General features: G+C 53.1%; 15 protein-coding genes and 1 pseudogene. 7 read left to right on the top strand and 9 right to left on the bottom strand.

Translation table 11 applies throughout. The features are described 5' to 3' along the window. The first annotated feature begins 229 nt into the window (after window positions 1-229). Genes SPE70_RS17270 through SPE70_RS17255 form a run of 4 tightly spaced genes read left to right on the top strand, consistent with a single transcriptional unit; the run spans window position 230 to window position 2,928 of the window. Complete coding sequence (locus SPE70_RS17270) at window positions 230-967, top strand: AzlC family ABC transporter permease (protein ID WP_324726365.1); 738 nt, start codon at window positions 230-232, stop codon at window positions 965-967. Further along, window positions 964-1,254, top strand: coding sequence for an AzlD family protein (locus SPE70_RS17265; RefSeq protein WP_324726364.1), 291 nt, complete (start codon window positions 964-966; stop codon window positions 1,252-1,254). The genes SPE70_RS17270 and SPE70_RS17265 overlap by 4 nt, the downstream gene beginning before the upstream one ends. 41 nt (window positions 1,255-1,295) lie before the next feature. Next, on the top strand, window positions 1,296-2,642 hold the full coding sequence (gene brnQ / locus SPE70_RS17260) for a branched-chain amino acid transport system II carrier protein (protein ID WP_324726363.1): 1,347 nt from the start codon (window positions 1,296-1,298) through the stop codon (window positions 2,640-2,642). Continuing rightward, window positions 2,635-2,928, top strand: a complete 294-nt coding sequence (locus SPE70_RS17255; RefSeq protein ID WP_324726362.1) for a hypothetical protein — start codon at window positions 2,635-2,637, stop codon at window positions 2,926-2,928. Before brnQ ends, SPE70_RS17255 begins: the two co-directional genes overlap by 8 nt. 23 nt (window positions 2,929-2,951) lie before the next feature. Here SPE70_RS17255 and SPE70_RS17250 read toward each other — a convergent pair whose 3' ends face one another. Both SPE70_RS17250 and SPE70_RS17245 read right to left on the bottom strand, forming a co-directional pair. Then, the gene (locus SPE70_RS17250) at window positions 2,952-3,407 is read right to left on the bottom strand and encodes an Lrp/AsnC family transcriptional regulator (RefSeq protein ID WP_324726361.1); all 456 of its coding nucleotides are present in this window, start codon (window positions 3,405-3,407) and stop codon (window positions 2,952-2,954) included. A gap of 131 nt (window positions 3,408-3,538) precedes the next feature. Then, window positions 3,539-4,456 carry an NmrA family NAD(P)-binding protein gene (locus tag SPE70_RS17245; protein WP_324726360.1) on the bottom strand — a complete coding sequence of 306 codons (918 nt, stop codon included), beginning with the start codon at window positions 4,454-4,456 and terminating at the stop codon, window positions 3,539-3,541. 86 nt (window positions 4,457-4,542) lie between these two features. On the opposite strand from SPE70_RS17245, the gene SPE70_RS17240 reads away from it, so the two are divergent. Continuing rightward, window positions 4,543-5,007 carry a winged helix-turn-helix transcriptional regulator gene (locus SPE70_RS17240; protein ID WP_324726359.1) on the top strand — a complete coding sequence of 155 codons (465 nt, stop codon included), beginning with the start codon at window positions 4,543-4,545 and terminating at the stop codon, window positions 5,005-5,007. A gap of 930 nt (window positions 5,008-5,937) precedes the next feature. Here SPE70_RS17240 and SPE70_RS17235 read toward each other — a convergent pair. The 3 genes from SPE70_RS17235 to SPE70_RS17225 all read right to left on the bottom strand — a co-directional run bounded on the left by SPE70_RS17235 (window position 5,938) and on the right by SPE70_RS17225 (window position 7,998). Beyond that, entirely contained in the window at window positions 5,938-6,246 is a 309-nt protein-coding gene (locus tag SPE70_RS17235; protein ID WP_324726358.1) for a YciI family protein, read from the bottom strand. A gap of 143 nt (window positions 6,247-6,389) precedes the next feature. Continuing rightward, on the bottom strand, window positions 6,390-7,148 hold the full coding sequence (locus SPE70_RS17230; RefSeq protein ID WP_324726715.1) for an oxidoreductase: 759 nt from the start codon (window positions 7,146-7,148) through the stop codon (window positions 6,390-6,392). 133 nt (window positions 7,149-7,281) lie between these two features. Then, window positions 7,282-7,998, bottom strand: a complete 717-nt coding sequence (locus SPE70_RS17225) for an SDR family oxidoreductase (RefSeq protein ID WP_324726357.1) — start codon at window positions 7,996-7,998, stop codon at window positions 7,282-7,284. Between the two features lie 252 nt (window positions 7,999-8,250). Between SPE70_RS17225 and SPE70_RS17220 the strand changes: the two genes are divergently transcribed. Next, the gene (locus SPE70_RS17220) at window positions 8,251-8,814 is read left to right on the top strand and encodes a TetR/AcrR family transcriptional regulator (protein ID WP_324726356.1); all 564 of its coding nucleotides are present in this window, start codon (window positions 8,251-8,253) and stop codon (window positions 8,812-8,814) included. Between the two features lie 400 nt (window positions 8,815-9,214). Here SPE70_RS17220 and SPE70_RS26455 read toward each other — a convergent pair whose 3' ends face one another. The 4 genes and pseudogenes from SPE70_RS26455 to SPE70_RS17205 all read right to left on the bottom strand — a co-directional run bounded on the left by SPE70_RS26455 (window position 9,215) and on the right by SPE70_RS17205 (window position 12,717). Next, window positions 9,215-9,274, bottom strand: coding sequence for a hypothetical protein (locus tag SPE70_RS26455; protein WP_420715783.1), 60 nt, complete (start codon window positions 9,272-9,274; stop codon window positions 9,215-9,217). A 299-nt stretch (window positions 9,275-9,573) separates the two neighbouring features. Then, window positions 9,574-10,241 (bottom strand): annotated as a pseudogene (locus SPE70_RS17215) (beta-ketoacyl-ACP synthase II); the annotation flags it as partial. A 441-nt stretch (window positions 10,242-10,682) separates the two neighbouring features. Continuing rightward, on the bottom strand, window positions 10,683-11,168 hold the full coding sequence (locus SPE70_RS17210) for an NAD(P)-binding domain-containing protein (protein ID WP_324726355.1): 486 nt from the start codon (window positions 11,166-11,168) through the stop codon (window positions 10,683-10,685). 91 nt (window positions 11,169-11,259) lie between these two features. Continuing rightward, window positions 11,260-12,717: an efflux transporter outer membrane subunit gene (locus SPE70_RS17205; protein WP_324726354.1), complete on the bottom strand. Its 1,458-nt coding sequence runs from the start codon at window positions 12,715-12,717 to the stop codon at window positions 11,260-11,262. Window positions 12,718-12,806: 89 nt separating this feature from the next. Between SPE70_RS17205 and SPE70_RS17200 the strand changes: the two genes are divergently transcribed. Then, window positions 12,807-13,421, top strand: a complete 615-nt coding sequence (locus tag SPE70_RS17200; protein WP_324726353.1) for a TetR/AcrR family transcriptional regulator — start codon at window positions 12,807-12,809, stop codon at window positions 13,419-13,421. Window positions 13,422-13,490: the final 69 nt, after the last annotated feature.

Raw genomic sequence — 13,490 nt, 5'->3', positions numbered from 1 at the left:
AGCTATGGAGCAGCCTAAGATGATGGCTGCAGAGATAAGGCGTTTTTTCAGGCGTTTTTCCTGAGAAAAGAAGCTTCAATCTGCTGAACCTCAAAAACCTCATGGCGTCAGATTGCGAGTTATCAAATTTTATTGAAATTTCTTGCCTTAAATAGAAGAAATGACAATGCATACGCAACCTGCTGCCACGATAAAAGCAATAAAATAGGCGGCTTTAAGGAGACCGCCTATGTCGAACAGCGATACACGGATGCTGCCCGCATCCTCTTTCTCAGCCGAAACCTGGCGCGGGGTACTTGCTGCCTTGCCAGTCATCATCGGTTTTCTTCCCTTTGGCCTGCTGCTCGGGGCGCAGGCGGCCCAGAAGGGGATCCATGCTCACAGTCTGATGCTGATGACCGGGCTTAACTTTGGCGGGGGATCAGAGTTCGCTGCGATCGCGCTGTGGACCTCTCCGCCGCATGTGCTGACCATTGTGCTCGTCAGCATGCTGGTCAACAGCCGACACCTGCTTATGGGTGCCTCGTTTGCGCCATATCTTTCACACCTGCCGCCGCGCAAAGCTTTGTTTGCCCTTTTTTTCATGTGTGATGAAAGCTGGGCCATAGGCATGGCCGACGCGGCAAAACGTCGCAGTCTCGGCTTCTCGCCGGCTTTCAGCACGGGTTTTTACAGCGGCATCGCGGCATCGCTCTGGCTTACCTGGGTGATTTCCACCGGCGCAGGTGCTGTGCTTGGCCCTGTGTTGGGAGACATTACCCGCTGGGGATTTGACATGGCTTTTCCCGCCGTTTTTCTGGTACTGCTCAAAGGCATGTGGAAGGGGTACCGCGCAGCACTGCCCTGGCTTGTCAGCCTGACCTGTGCGGGGGCAACGTACCACCTCTTTCCGGGAGCCGCCTATGTGCCGGCCGGGGCCATATCCGGCATCGCCGCCATTCTTCTGCTGAACCGGAAAGCATCATGAACCTGACACTCATCACCATTGTTCTTATGGCCGTTACCACCTACTTCACGCGAGTTACAGGCTATCTGATTTTGCGTGACAGAAAGCTCAGCCTCCGGACTGAGGCGGTAATGGAGGCCGCGCCCGGCTGTGTGCTTATTACGGTCATTGCGCCGCATTTTGTGACTTCAGACCCTGCGAACCTGCTGGCACTCGTGATTTCACTGCTGGCCGCTCTGCGGTTTTCGCTACTGCCCGTCGTGCTGATCAGCGTTACAGCGACCGCAATTTTACGCCACCTGCTCTGAACAGAGCCGCAACTTTTAAACATGACAACACAGACAGAAAAATGACCACATTTCGTATCAGAGACATTTTCATCCTTGGATTCATGAACTTCGCCCTGTTTGTTGGGGCAGGAAATATTATCTTTCCTCCCTTTATTGGCCTGCAGGCCGGTACCGCCGTCTGGCCTGCGGCGGCAGGGTTTCTGCTGACCGGCGTGGGCCTTCCTGTCATTACGGCAATTGGGATGGCGAGGGCCGGTGGCTCAATGGCGGCACTCACCGGGCCCATGGGCCGTCTGTGCGGCATCCTGCTTACCGTCATCTGTTATCTCTGTGTCGGGCCGCTGTTCGCCACGCCAAGAACAGCCACGGTTTCGTACGAGCTGGCACTGCAGCCGTTTACCGGCAGTGAACGCTGGCTGCCAGCGTGGAGCGCAGTCTATTTTGGCGTGGTTGTTCTGGTATCACTTTATCCAGGCCGGCTTCTGGATACGGTCGGTAAAGTGCTTTCTCCCATCAAAATTATCGCGCTGATTATTCTGGCCGTCACGGCTCTGTTTCTGCCAGCCGGAGCACCGCAGGAACCGGCCGGTGCATACGCCACGGCGGCCTTTTCACAGGGGCTGACAAACGGGTATCTCACGATGGACACGCTGGCTGCTCTGGTCTTTGGTCTGGTCATCGTGAGTGCCATCCGGTCTCGGGGCGTGACCTCCGTGTATCTTGTCACGCGTTACGCCGTGCTTTCCGGACTGATAGCGGGGGCGGGACTTGCGCTGGTTTATCTCAGCCTGTTCCGGCTTGGTACAGGCAGTACCGGACTCATGGAAAACGCGACCAACGGTGCTCAGGTTCTGAGCGCCTACGTACGATTCAGCTATGGCGCAGGAGGGGGCGTTTTTCTGGGGATACTGATTACGCTGGCATGCCTGGTGACCGCCATCGGGCTGACCTGCGCATGCGCTGGCTACTTCAGCAGCATGACACGCATCAGCTATCGGGTATATGTCTGGCTTTTTGCCGGCTTCTCAATGCTGGTTTCCAATCTCGGGCTGACGGAGCTGATTAGCATATCTGTTCCCGTCCTGACTGCAATTTATCCGGTCTTTGTGGTGCTGATTGTGACCTTTTTTTTCCGCAGCAGGTTTCGTTCTGTTTCACGAGTGATAGTGCCTGCCGCACTCGTCGCTTTTCTTTCTGGACTGGCGGACGCACTGGAGGCGGCGGGTGTCAGCCTGCGTCCGTTTACTCTGGCGCGCGAGCTTCCGTTGCATAATCTGGGGCTGGCCTGGCTTATGCCAGCGGTCGCGGTGCTCATTGTGGGAGCCGTGGTGGACAGAATGCTGAAGCCTGCTCAGCCGCCGCTGAGAAGTAAAATTCGCGATGAGGGTCAAAAAAAGCATGGCTAAGCCCATCCCTGCAGCGGTGCTTTATCCTTGCCTGGCTGCAATTACGCTTGTGCTGTTTATGGCACTTGAAAAGCTGCTGTGGTACACAGGTGACTGGTATCCTGCTGTCCTGACGCAGGTTCGCTACGTGAATGACAGTAGCCTGCTGACGCCGCAGGCGGTTCGGGATATCTGCGGTCTGCCGCTGACTATCCCTGAGCTTATTCATAAGAGGAATGGCTTATACCTCCGCTGCGGCACCCCGGGAATTGAAGGCGTATATCGTATAGAACGCTACGTCCCTTAACAGGCCAGCCGCGTGCAGCAGGCTCAGCGCAGCGGGATTTCTGTTGACTGCTTAATGGTCTGCATGGGCAGTTCAGTCTTGACGCTGCGGACACCAGAAATACGGGTCAGATGCTGCGTCTGAAAAGCGCGATAAGCTGGCAGATCGGTTGTCATGACCCGTAGTAAAAAATCGCAGTCGCCTACCATAAGATGGCATTCAATGACTTCTGGCAGGCGGCTGACTTCTCTGCAGAAATGATTGACCGTATCTTCATCCTGACCGTTTAGCCAGACGCGAACAAATACGGTCAGGTTCATACCTATGGCTTGGGGACTGAGCACAGCCACATAGCGATTAATTACTCCCGACTCTTCCAGCGCTCTGACGCGGCGGAGGCAGGGGGATGGCGACAATCCTATTTTATCCGCAAGCACGTTATTAGGTATTCGCCCGTCTCTTTGAAGCTCGCTCAATATGCGACGATCAATTTCATCCACAGCAGGTATCCGGTCTGGAGAGTATGACTGAAAGCTTATTATGCGCTTTGGCAGTCAGAAACACACCCTGAAACAGTACAATCCGCGTCAGCGATACACGAATTACTTTCATCGCCAGCACCTTGTTTTACTTAACCTTGTTGAAAATACGTGGCCTTTTCGGCTATGAATTCGTCAAGTGACAGAGCAGAGCGGCCAAGCTGCCTTTCCAGGACATAAAAGTCGGGCTCCTGCATGATCCCCTTTTGGCTTACCGCAGCCCCGATCGCGGAAATATGGCGCGCCATATGTTCATTGACGGGTGAATCGTCTTTTCGGGCAAGTATCAGCAGTTCTTTCAGCCACTCATCAGCAGATACCGCCTCATATTGTATCTTACGGCCAAGCTGTTCAGATAATTTGCTCGCCAGTTCGTCAAACGAATACAGCGCTGAAGCTGAAGGATATATGACTCTGTCAGAGCCAAACTTTTCCGGGTGCAAAATGGACTGAACCATCAACTCAGCCGCATCATCTGCGGCGATCCACGGAGCCTTTGCTGCACCAAAGCAGCTTCTGATTACTCCGGTATGACGGATGCTTTCACTGTGGGCCAGAAGCAGATTTTCATAAAACATGGCGGCGACGCGCAGGATCCTGAGTGACATGCCTGACCATGTCATGGCCTCCTCAGCCAGCCATTGCGCCCGGCCAAGAGCGCTTGGACTGGCAGGGTGCGCAACAATCATCGACATTACAGTAGTTGTGGCAGTCGGAGCGGCTCTTTTCATCGCCGAAGCAAAAGAGGCTGCAGCCTGAACGATACCCGGACTGACGGGATAAATAAAGGCGGCCTGGCTGATGCCCTCCACAGCAGAATAAAGCGTTGCAGGCTCATGCAAGTCGCCCGTGGCTATATCAAATCCTTCAGCACGAAGTCTCTCACTGCGTTCATCCAGCGTTCGGACAAGCAGCCGCACCTTTGCACCGTGCTGCCTGAGGCGACGTGCGATAATGGCCCCGGTGCCACCATGTCGCCCTGTCGCTCCGGTTACTAAAATATAAGACATATCTCCTCCAGCAGTATCAAGTAACTCTCATTATGAGAGTTACTTGATACTATCATGATGAAAGTGAACTGTGCTAACTTTATCCCATGAAACGAATAAATTTTTCAGACATGAGCTGCCCTATTGCTCTTGCAGCGGATGAAATTGGTGAGGCGTGGACGATACTCATTCTGCGTGAAGCGTTGAAAGGGGCTTCGACGTTTAATGTTTTCGCGGAAAAAATACCGATTGCAGCTTCAACGCTGACCAGGCGCCTGAATGCCTTGGTGGTAAAGGGTTTTTTTGTACGGGTTCAGTATCAGACAAATCCGCTTCGTCACCGCTACGAACTGACTGCTAAGGCCCGAGATTTACTGCCCATATTACTTGCACTCGGGGAGTGGGGGAACAGATGGCTTTCCCCGCAGGAGAAACTAATTTCAGTCACAGACGAGACTACCGGGCAACAGATAAAAGCAGGAGTAGTGGATCTGAATACTATGAAGAGGCTTGACGTAGAGCATATTTTTCTGAAGCGTACAAGTAAAGATATTAGACGTCAAAAAAAATGAAATAATTTTCTCATTTTATTTAAAGTTGTCAAAACATCGTCAAATCAACCCTTTCTGAGGAATTAATTATACTGGTTTGTTGATTTCTGAATTGATTGTGGATCTGGATGAGCTCCAAGGGGATATTACTCATACGCTAATAACTCAGGGATGAAGATGGCGTTTTGCAACATTTTGAGCATCATTAGAATGCGACGAAGACGTGAAGCTCTCATTCAAATCTCGCTGATTAGACGTTTTAATTATTTAAAATTCCTCAAAAAAACTAGTTTAAATTTCATAATAGACCCTCGATAATGGCTATGTTGAGCTAGAAAGTCAATCGGATATACAGGTGAGAAAAAAATATCTTTTGGATAAAAATCGGCGTGGTATTTTTCCTATCACGGCAAGACCTATTTGAATATTGTCTTGACGCCTAGAGCTGCAGTTTTCGTTAAAGTGCTCCTGCTTTATTTACATGAGGATAACAATCCGCCACAGAGTGCGAGTTTGTAGAAACGGAGCTTTAGGACTTCTTTTTACTACTCATTCCGCAGAGTGCAGGGTTTGCTGGCTGTGCAGGATGCCTGCAATCACGTGGTCATCATGGTTTTCCTATTGCCTTTCCTGGCGGCGGCAATGCAGTGTACCGCCAGTAGTCATCTGCCCACCGTGCTAAGCATGGCACGAGTGGAATCTGGTTCTAATCCTGGCGGCATAGCCGAAATAGTTTCGAAGGTGATCCGAAACAGCTGAAAAGTGTCCAGCGCAAATCGTGTGATGCACTTGTGAAGTAGGGTTTGCGCCAAGAATCATTCGTTGGCTGAGTCGAGTCAGAGTATGGACTTGTCGTTCTAGCTCCGCTTCAAAACGGCTCTTGCGTATGTACCGCGTACTCCCTGACAATTCGGTACGTTAATCGGAGGCGGGCGTTAAGTCCATGCGCACTCAGTCTCCAGACGGTGCGTGACTGCTCAGATTGAGCATCGGAAAATGCTCGTAGTGGCCTACCCCGTTAGCCATAATCGGATCCTCAGCCGTGAGATCAGCAATTTCCATCTCGTCTGGGATCTGAAACAGAGAAACTCCATAGCCCCCTGCGCCGTCAATCACGGGCCCGTGAGCCACAACAGTTCCCTGCGCTAGCAGTTTGTCCAGATAAACACGATGCTGCTTCATCCATTTACACTCCTCCTCGGACATCGTCGCAAGGAAATCCGAACGAGGGGGTACGTACTTGCAAAGATAATATTTCACGAAAACTCCTTAAGTTTTACTGACCAGTGAAGAGGGCCAAGTTTAACCAGCTGAATCGCAGATCTTTAAAAGACCTCAGCGCCACTAGAAATTCCGGATTAAACAAACGATTCACCGCTCAAAGTCACGGTGCCCTGGAAGAGTCAAAGGCCAAAGGCCTTTCGAACACTCGAATCGAAGGCCTTTGCCGGCACAAAGCGGCGCAATTTGCTCAACAGCGAGGCCTCACCCTTTGGAGCCGAACGCATCTTCCATGGACCCACAGCTGATTCAACGATTACGTCTGCAATAAAGTTCGGACCGGGAGCTTTTGCCAGTTTCGCGGCAAATGCGCGGGCAGCGTTTCCTCGATCCTTGTCGTAGTCATTGATAGTGTTTGCTGGCTGCGCAGATTGCGCATCCAGATTGGTCCGCGTGTGGGCAGGTTCAACGATCGAAACACGTACGCCAAGATCACGCAATTCGTGATCCAGCGACTCAGAAAACCCCTCCAGCGCGTGTTTGGACGCAGTGTAGTGCCCTAGGTAAGGCCCAGGAACGAAACCCAAGACCGAACTGATATTCACGATCCGGCCAGATTTCTGGGATCGCATGCCAGGCAACACCGCTCGGGTTACGCGAAATACGCCGAATACGTTGGTTTCGAAAAGCGCCTTGACTTGGTCGATGAAAGCTTCCTCCATCGCTCCAAGTAGCGCCGCTCCGGCGTTGTTGATTAGCACGTCGATGTGGTCAGCCCTTTCGAGAACATGATCGACACCATGTCTTACAGTTTCGTCATCTGTGACATCCATTTGGACAAACTCAACGCCGGGCAAGGCCGGCGCCTTCGCGATATTGCGGGCAGTTCCAAAGACTTTGAATCCGCGTTCGGCCAGCTTTGCTGCGACAGCAGCACCAATACCGGATGAGGCGCCCGTAACAAGAGCTATTCTATTTTCGACATAAATACGAACCCATGCACGTTGACAGGCATACTTCGCTACCGAGTAATGAGTGAGTCTACCGAATGAATTGTTTCAAGTTAGCCCACAACTAGGTAGAAGAGATTGGGCTCAGATAGACGCCATTACTCAGATTCTGTTTGATCTGCTCGCTAACAGCGTCGGCGAGAACTTCTACTTCACCGCGTTCCACCCCCTCTAGCACTCGACGCACCACCTCCTCAGGCATAGCCTTCGACACGCCATTGATACCAGCGGTCATATCGGTATCGACGAATGCGACGTGCACACCCACGACTTGTGTGCCCTGTTGGGCAAGCAGCAATCGCAGGCCATTGGTAATGGACCAAGCGGCTGCTTTGCTAGCCGAGTAGCTCACCGTGCTCGGCAGATTGAACCAGCTGAGTACAGAGTGCATATTAACAATGGCACCACCGCCATTGGCTGCAAGTACCGAAGAGAATGCGAGGCTGACTTCCAGCAGGCCAATCGCATTAACCTCTAACTCCTGGCGCAAGCTGGCGACATTGACAAGCCGAGACTGCTCGGAGGAATTGCCAGTGCTGATCCCAGCGTTGTTGATGACCAGCGTGACATCTTTCGCCAGCGCAACGGCAGCAGCGATGTCTGCGGCACTGGTGACATCCAGCTTAACCGGCACGACGCCCGGTGCCGCTTCTATGCTCGTCGGATTTCGAGCGGCGGCATAGACCTTGGACGCTCCGGCCTCAAGTAGAGCCTTGACGTATGTCTTGCCAATACCGCGATTGGCTCCTGTAACAAACGCGACGCTTCCTTTGATTTGCATTTCATTCTCCTAACGAGTGGAAACGAATGGACTTTCATTTCGCGAGGCATGTCTCTCACGCGTAAACCAGCGGCTCATGCGTGACCTTCTCAGACCGCGACTCGGATCCTGTGACGGATCGACCGACGCCAAAGTGCGTAACACTTGCACACATGGCAGGTTTAACACCATCTATGATGGTCATCATGCTTAATCCGAAGTATGATGATCATCATGAAACGTGTCAAGCATCAACTATGAGGAAGAAACGTCATGCGCTATCCAGCACACGAGACCGCAGAGCGACATCAGAAGATCCTGGATCAAGCATCGCATCTGTTCAGGGCTAGAGGTATTGCGGGCGCCAGCATTGGCGATGTGATGAAGGCCGCAGGCCTCACTCACGGAGCGTTCTATGCACACTTCGAATCCAAGGAGGCTTTGGCGTGCGCAAGCTTGGATCAGGCGATGGAGCAGATGCACGAAACAGTTCGTCGCATGGCAACTACGGGCGAAGGTTCGATCGAGAAATTTCTCTCCCACTATCTGAGCAAGGATCACCGGGACCACCCTGAGGCTGGGTGCGCGATGGCAGCGCTTGCCGTTGATATCGCCCGCGAACCTGCGTTGCAGCCGAGCTTCACCACACGACTGAAGTCGATGCTGACCACATTCGCGCAAAGTCTTCCGTGGAAGCTTGGGCGACCGAAGCAGCGCCAGGCGATCTGTTTTACTGCCGCAATCGTCGGCGCAATGGTGCTGTCTAGGGCCGTGGATGACCCTGAGTTTTCCGAGCTCATCTTGTCTTCCGTCCAGGATGAGCTGCTGGATCGGTGACAGGTTCTTCGGCATAAGCGCGCGAAAAAAGATCGATAAGGTCCTCAGAATCCAATAGTGCATCATCTTCTCTTTCGCCCGGGAGGATCAAATTTTGTATAAGCAGCGCTACAAATTTGTGAGCCGTGCTACGAGGAGCATCTCACCGCGGACATTTTGAGAATGCTGAATTGAGGCGCGTGATCAACCCTTCCTGATATTAATGCCAGCGTTTGAGCTGGTCAGAGCGTGTATCTAACGACCAAGATACGGTGCGCGCGATAGTAGTTTATGCCGGATTCCTCAGCATGTGGTCGAGCTCGACTAGCTGGACGCGCAAACTGGAGTCTTCAATCGCAGGCAGGGTGAAAGCAGGCAACTCAACGAGCCAAGACACCTGAACAGCCTCAAATAGCTTACTCTAGTCGCTGAAATCAGAGTAGAAGGTCGCTTTCGTAACACCTGCGGCCAAAGCCAGCATGCTCATGGTCGAGCTCTCATAGCCATGCTCGACAAACACAGGGGCAACCATCCTGATAAGCGCCTGTCTCCTGGCATGCATCGTTTTAGCCCACCCCCCGCCAACATGCGATCGCATGCTCCGTCCCGCCGTCATTTACACGTCGCCTCACGCGTCGGCGCCAACATGCAGTTCAACTGGCGCATTGACGCGTCGCATAGTGCACGGAAGTGCATAAATTTCACGCTGTCGGCACTTCGGGCCACCACGGCCTTCACGCGACTGAAGCGCTGAAAGTCGTGACCCCCACGATAAACGTTTCATTGCCCCTGCCACTGGCGAAAGAGCACACTGGCATTGACCCCGCCGAAACCAAAGCCATTCGACAAGGCGAACTCGATCGGCATTGGCCGTGCGGCAAGCGCAACCAGGTCAAGCCCCTCAGCAGCATCCGGGTGATGCAGGTTCAAAGTTGGAGGCACGATTTGGTGGCGCAGGGCAAGAATAGTGAAGATCGCCTCGATCCCGCCCGCAGCGCCAAGGAAGTGTCCGGTACTTGACTTTGTCGACGAGATCGCCACGCTCGACCTTACGCCAAATAGTGAACGAATCGCTACAAGTTCGCCGCGGTCACCAACTTGCGTGGACGTGGCGTGCGCGTTGATGTGCTGGATCTCGTTGGGCGCAACACCCGCTTGCCGAAGAGCAGCCTCCATGGATCGCCGGGCGCCTCTGCCGTCTTCAGGACCGGCTGTCAGGTGATAGGCATCCGCGCTGGCTCCGTAACCGACCAGCTCGGAGATGGGGCTAGCACCGCGCGCTGTTGATCGAATGGGCGTGACGCTTCGTGGGGATGATCATTGAACGCGGTGGCCAAAGCGCGAGCTGGTGCGAAGGCACCCAAGCTGATGCGATGGATTGCTGCCTCTGTCCCGCCACAGATGGCTATGTCCATATTGTTCATGCCAAGCGAATCATCCAGTGATTGATCCAAAAAGCTGCGTTGTAACCCTTGACAAGCATTATTAATTAAGATATCAACGATGATATTCCGCTCGTGCAAGCGGTTGTGCAGCTCGCTTATGGCGGTAATATCTGCAAAATCTACCTGCTCAACCATCACGTCAATATTAAAACGCGTGCGTAGTACATCAGCCAGGGCTTCGAGCTTATCAACTCTCCGGGCTACAAGGATAAGTGATTTTCACTGAGCAGCATATTGACGCACGAACTCTTAACCAAATCCGCCTGGAGCCCCGGTGATGAGTATCCATCCATTATTTTGTAGCTATATTAATTACTCCGGTCGTTATTTATGCAGCATGTAGAAAGCCGTTAAATTTATCGGAAGGTGCAGATTATAAATATTTAGGCTCTAATGATTCAGATGTTTTTCGGTATTTTAATGAAATTAAACAAAAATTATCGTTCATACAGTGCTCCCGATTGACGAATCAAAGTCCGATTCTTCGGCTAGCACTAAAAGTGGGCCAAACGGGGAAAACAGACTCTGAATATCTTCATTTGCTGAGGTCAGTATTACCGCGAATTTATTTATTACATCACTATATGCCAACTGTAATCTGATGCAGTCTGAATGTTGAAACATGACGCGTAGAGTTCGGGACTGAATACCCGGTACAAGAGAAATCAAGGTTTGTGAATTGCGCAACTGCACACCGCGGGCGAGTTCATTTAAGTTATCGGGGTCAACGCTAATAATAATAACATCCACTTCATCAATAACTGCCTGGTGATTGTCCAGGGTCCAGCAGGGAAATTCTCTTGCTAGTCTTTGAGCACGCTCACTGTTTGCCGGGGACAGAAACACCTGGGCGTCAGGTACTGCATGAAAGAATCCTGCGATCAGTTTTTCGGTTAACGCATCAACGCCCAGAATGCCTATTCTTTTCATCAGTCCCCCAGTTATCAGTACGGTTATGTGAAGTTATCAGCGGTAAAAGGTTTGTCATGCTTTTGGCCGCATGAGAACCCAGGTACCGGGTTTATGAACTCCTCGGCGCCGTTTCTGGCGGCTGCCAGCCTCCGCCGAGCGCCTTGAACGTAGCAACAGCCGCGCGCGCAGATTCTGTCTGCGCCTGCGCCCTGGCGTCGGAAGCCTGTAACAGGGTTTCATCGTTGTGCAGGACGTCCATCAGGCTGGCCGTTCCCTGCCGGTAAGCGATAAAAGATGACTGGCGGGCGCTGGCCAGGGCGGTTTCACCGCGGGTCAGCGTGGCGGCCTGTGTTTCACGATTGACCAGGGCAGAGAAAGCATTTTCGACGTCTTCGGTGGCGCGTAATACCGACAGGCGATAGGCCGCGAGCGCTTCGGCTTCCTGGCCTTTCGCCTGATCTATCTGGGCATTAATGCGACCAAAATCGAAGAGCCGCCAGCGCAGTCCCAGCACGGCTGCCGACTGGCTGGCACCGCCGGAGAACAGGTTGTCGCCCGACACGGCGGTTGCGCTGCCGAGCAGTGCACTGAGTGAAAACTTCGGATAATACTCACTGACCGCCACGCCGATGCGTGCACTCGACGCCGCGAGATGGCGCTCCGCCACGATAATATCGGGTCTGCGGCGCAACAGGTCGGCAGGTGTGCCCGTTGAAGTTATCTGCGGAGCCTGCGGTATTGCACCCGGCAACGCTAACTGACTGCGATGGGTCCCGGGAGGCGTGCCGAGCATGACATCTAATGCATTCATGGCCGCATCAAGCCCCGTACGGAGAACCGGTACGGTTGCCTGAACCTGCGCCAGTTCCCCTTCGGTCTGGCGAACCTGATACGCCGGAGCCAGTCCTTTAGCGTTCAGGAGTTGTACCTTTTCCAGCAGCTCCTGCTGCGTACTGACCTGTTTCTCCGCAATGGACAGCCGGGTCTGTAATCCGCGCAGGGTGATATAGGTATCGGCAGTCTGAGCCGCGACGGCAAGACGGGTGGCCGCGACGCCCGCTTCGGAAGCCTGATAGTCAGCCAGTGCAGCCTGACGCCCGCGTCGCAGCCCTCCAAATACGTCAATCTCCCAGCTTGCGTTGAGATCGGTTTCATAGCTATTGCCGTAGCGATTATAATCCGGCGTTGCGCTGAGAACCTGACCCAGCGGGGTTTCGGCCGACTGATAAGCGCGTGCCGCTTGCCCACTGACGTTCCCTGAAGGTAACAGCGCTGCTGTGGCCGCGCCCAGTCCGGCGCGTGCCTGTGCCATGCGGGCGGTGGCCTGTGCGAGATCGAGATTTTGCGCGAGGGCGTCGGTAACGTACTGACTTAGCAGAGGATCGCCGAAGCCATCCCACCAGACGGCAAAACTGGCGGGTCTGGAGGCGCTTCTCTGCTGGACGGCAGACTGTGCCTGATAGCGTTCAGGAAGGGGGGCATCCGGGCGATGATAATCCGGCCCGACGGCGCAACCCGCCAGTACGACGCTGCTCACCACCAGTGCAAGAGTACGAAGGGGGAACATTGATATTCCTTGAGTCAGTTTTGAAGTGTGACTACATTACCAAATGGTCACTCGTTGTCAATCAGGGCTCATTGAGCTAAGCTGGAAAAATGACTAAACACATAAATGTACATCCCCTAAGGGGGCCATCGGATCACAGTGTGCGTGATCAGGTCGTTGACGCTGCCACAGAGCATTTCGGGCATTTTGGTTACGAGAAAACCACGGTGTCAGAACTGGCTAAATCAATAGGATTTTCAAAATCCTATATCTATAAATTTTTCGATTCCAAGCAGGCGATCGGCGAGGTGATCTGCACTAACCGGCTGGCGATGATCATGGCGATTGTCAATTCAGCGATTGCAGATGCCCCGTCGGCCTCCGAAAAATTGCGGCTTTTATTCAAGGCACTGACTGAAGCCGGCAGTGATTTGTTTTTTCACGATCGCAAGCTTTATGACATTGCTGCCGTGGCGGCGCGGGATAAGTGGCCGTCGGCAGAGGCTCATGAAGAGCGTCTGAGAACACTGATTGAGCAAATCATTGTAGAAGGGCGGCAGGCGGGCGAGTTTGAACGAAAAACGCCGCTGGATGAGGCGGCGCACGCGATATATCTGGTCATGCGGCCCTACATCAGTCCGGTACAGTTGCAATACAATCTGGAAACGGCACCGGCGGCTGCGGCGCTCCTGTCCTCACTAATACTGAGAAGTTTGTCACCCTGAGTTGTGACTATTGACATTATTGGTCACTGGTCTGAGAATGCGGTTACTCTCCTGCTAACTTAATGAAGG

The organism is Klebsiella sp. ZJOU C1 (genome assembly GCF_035620215.1).
Taxonomy (GTDB): domain Bacteria; phylum Pseudomonadota; class Gammaproteobacteria; order Enterobacterales; family Enterobacteriaceae; genus Klebsiella; species Klebsiella variicola.
This window is presented reverse-complemented; position numbering and strand designations above follow the sequence as displayed.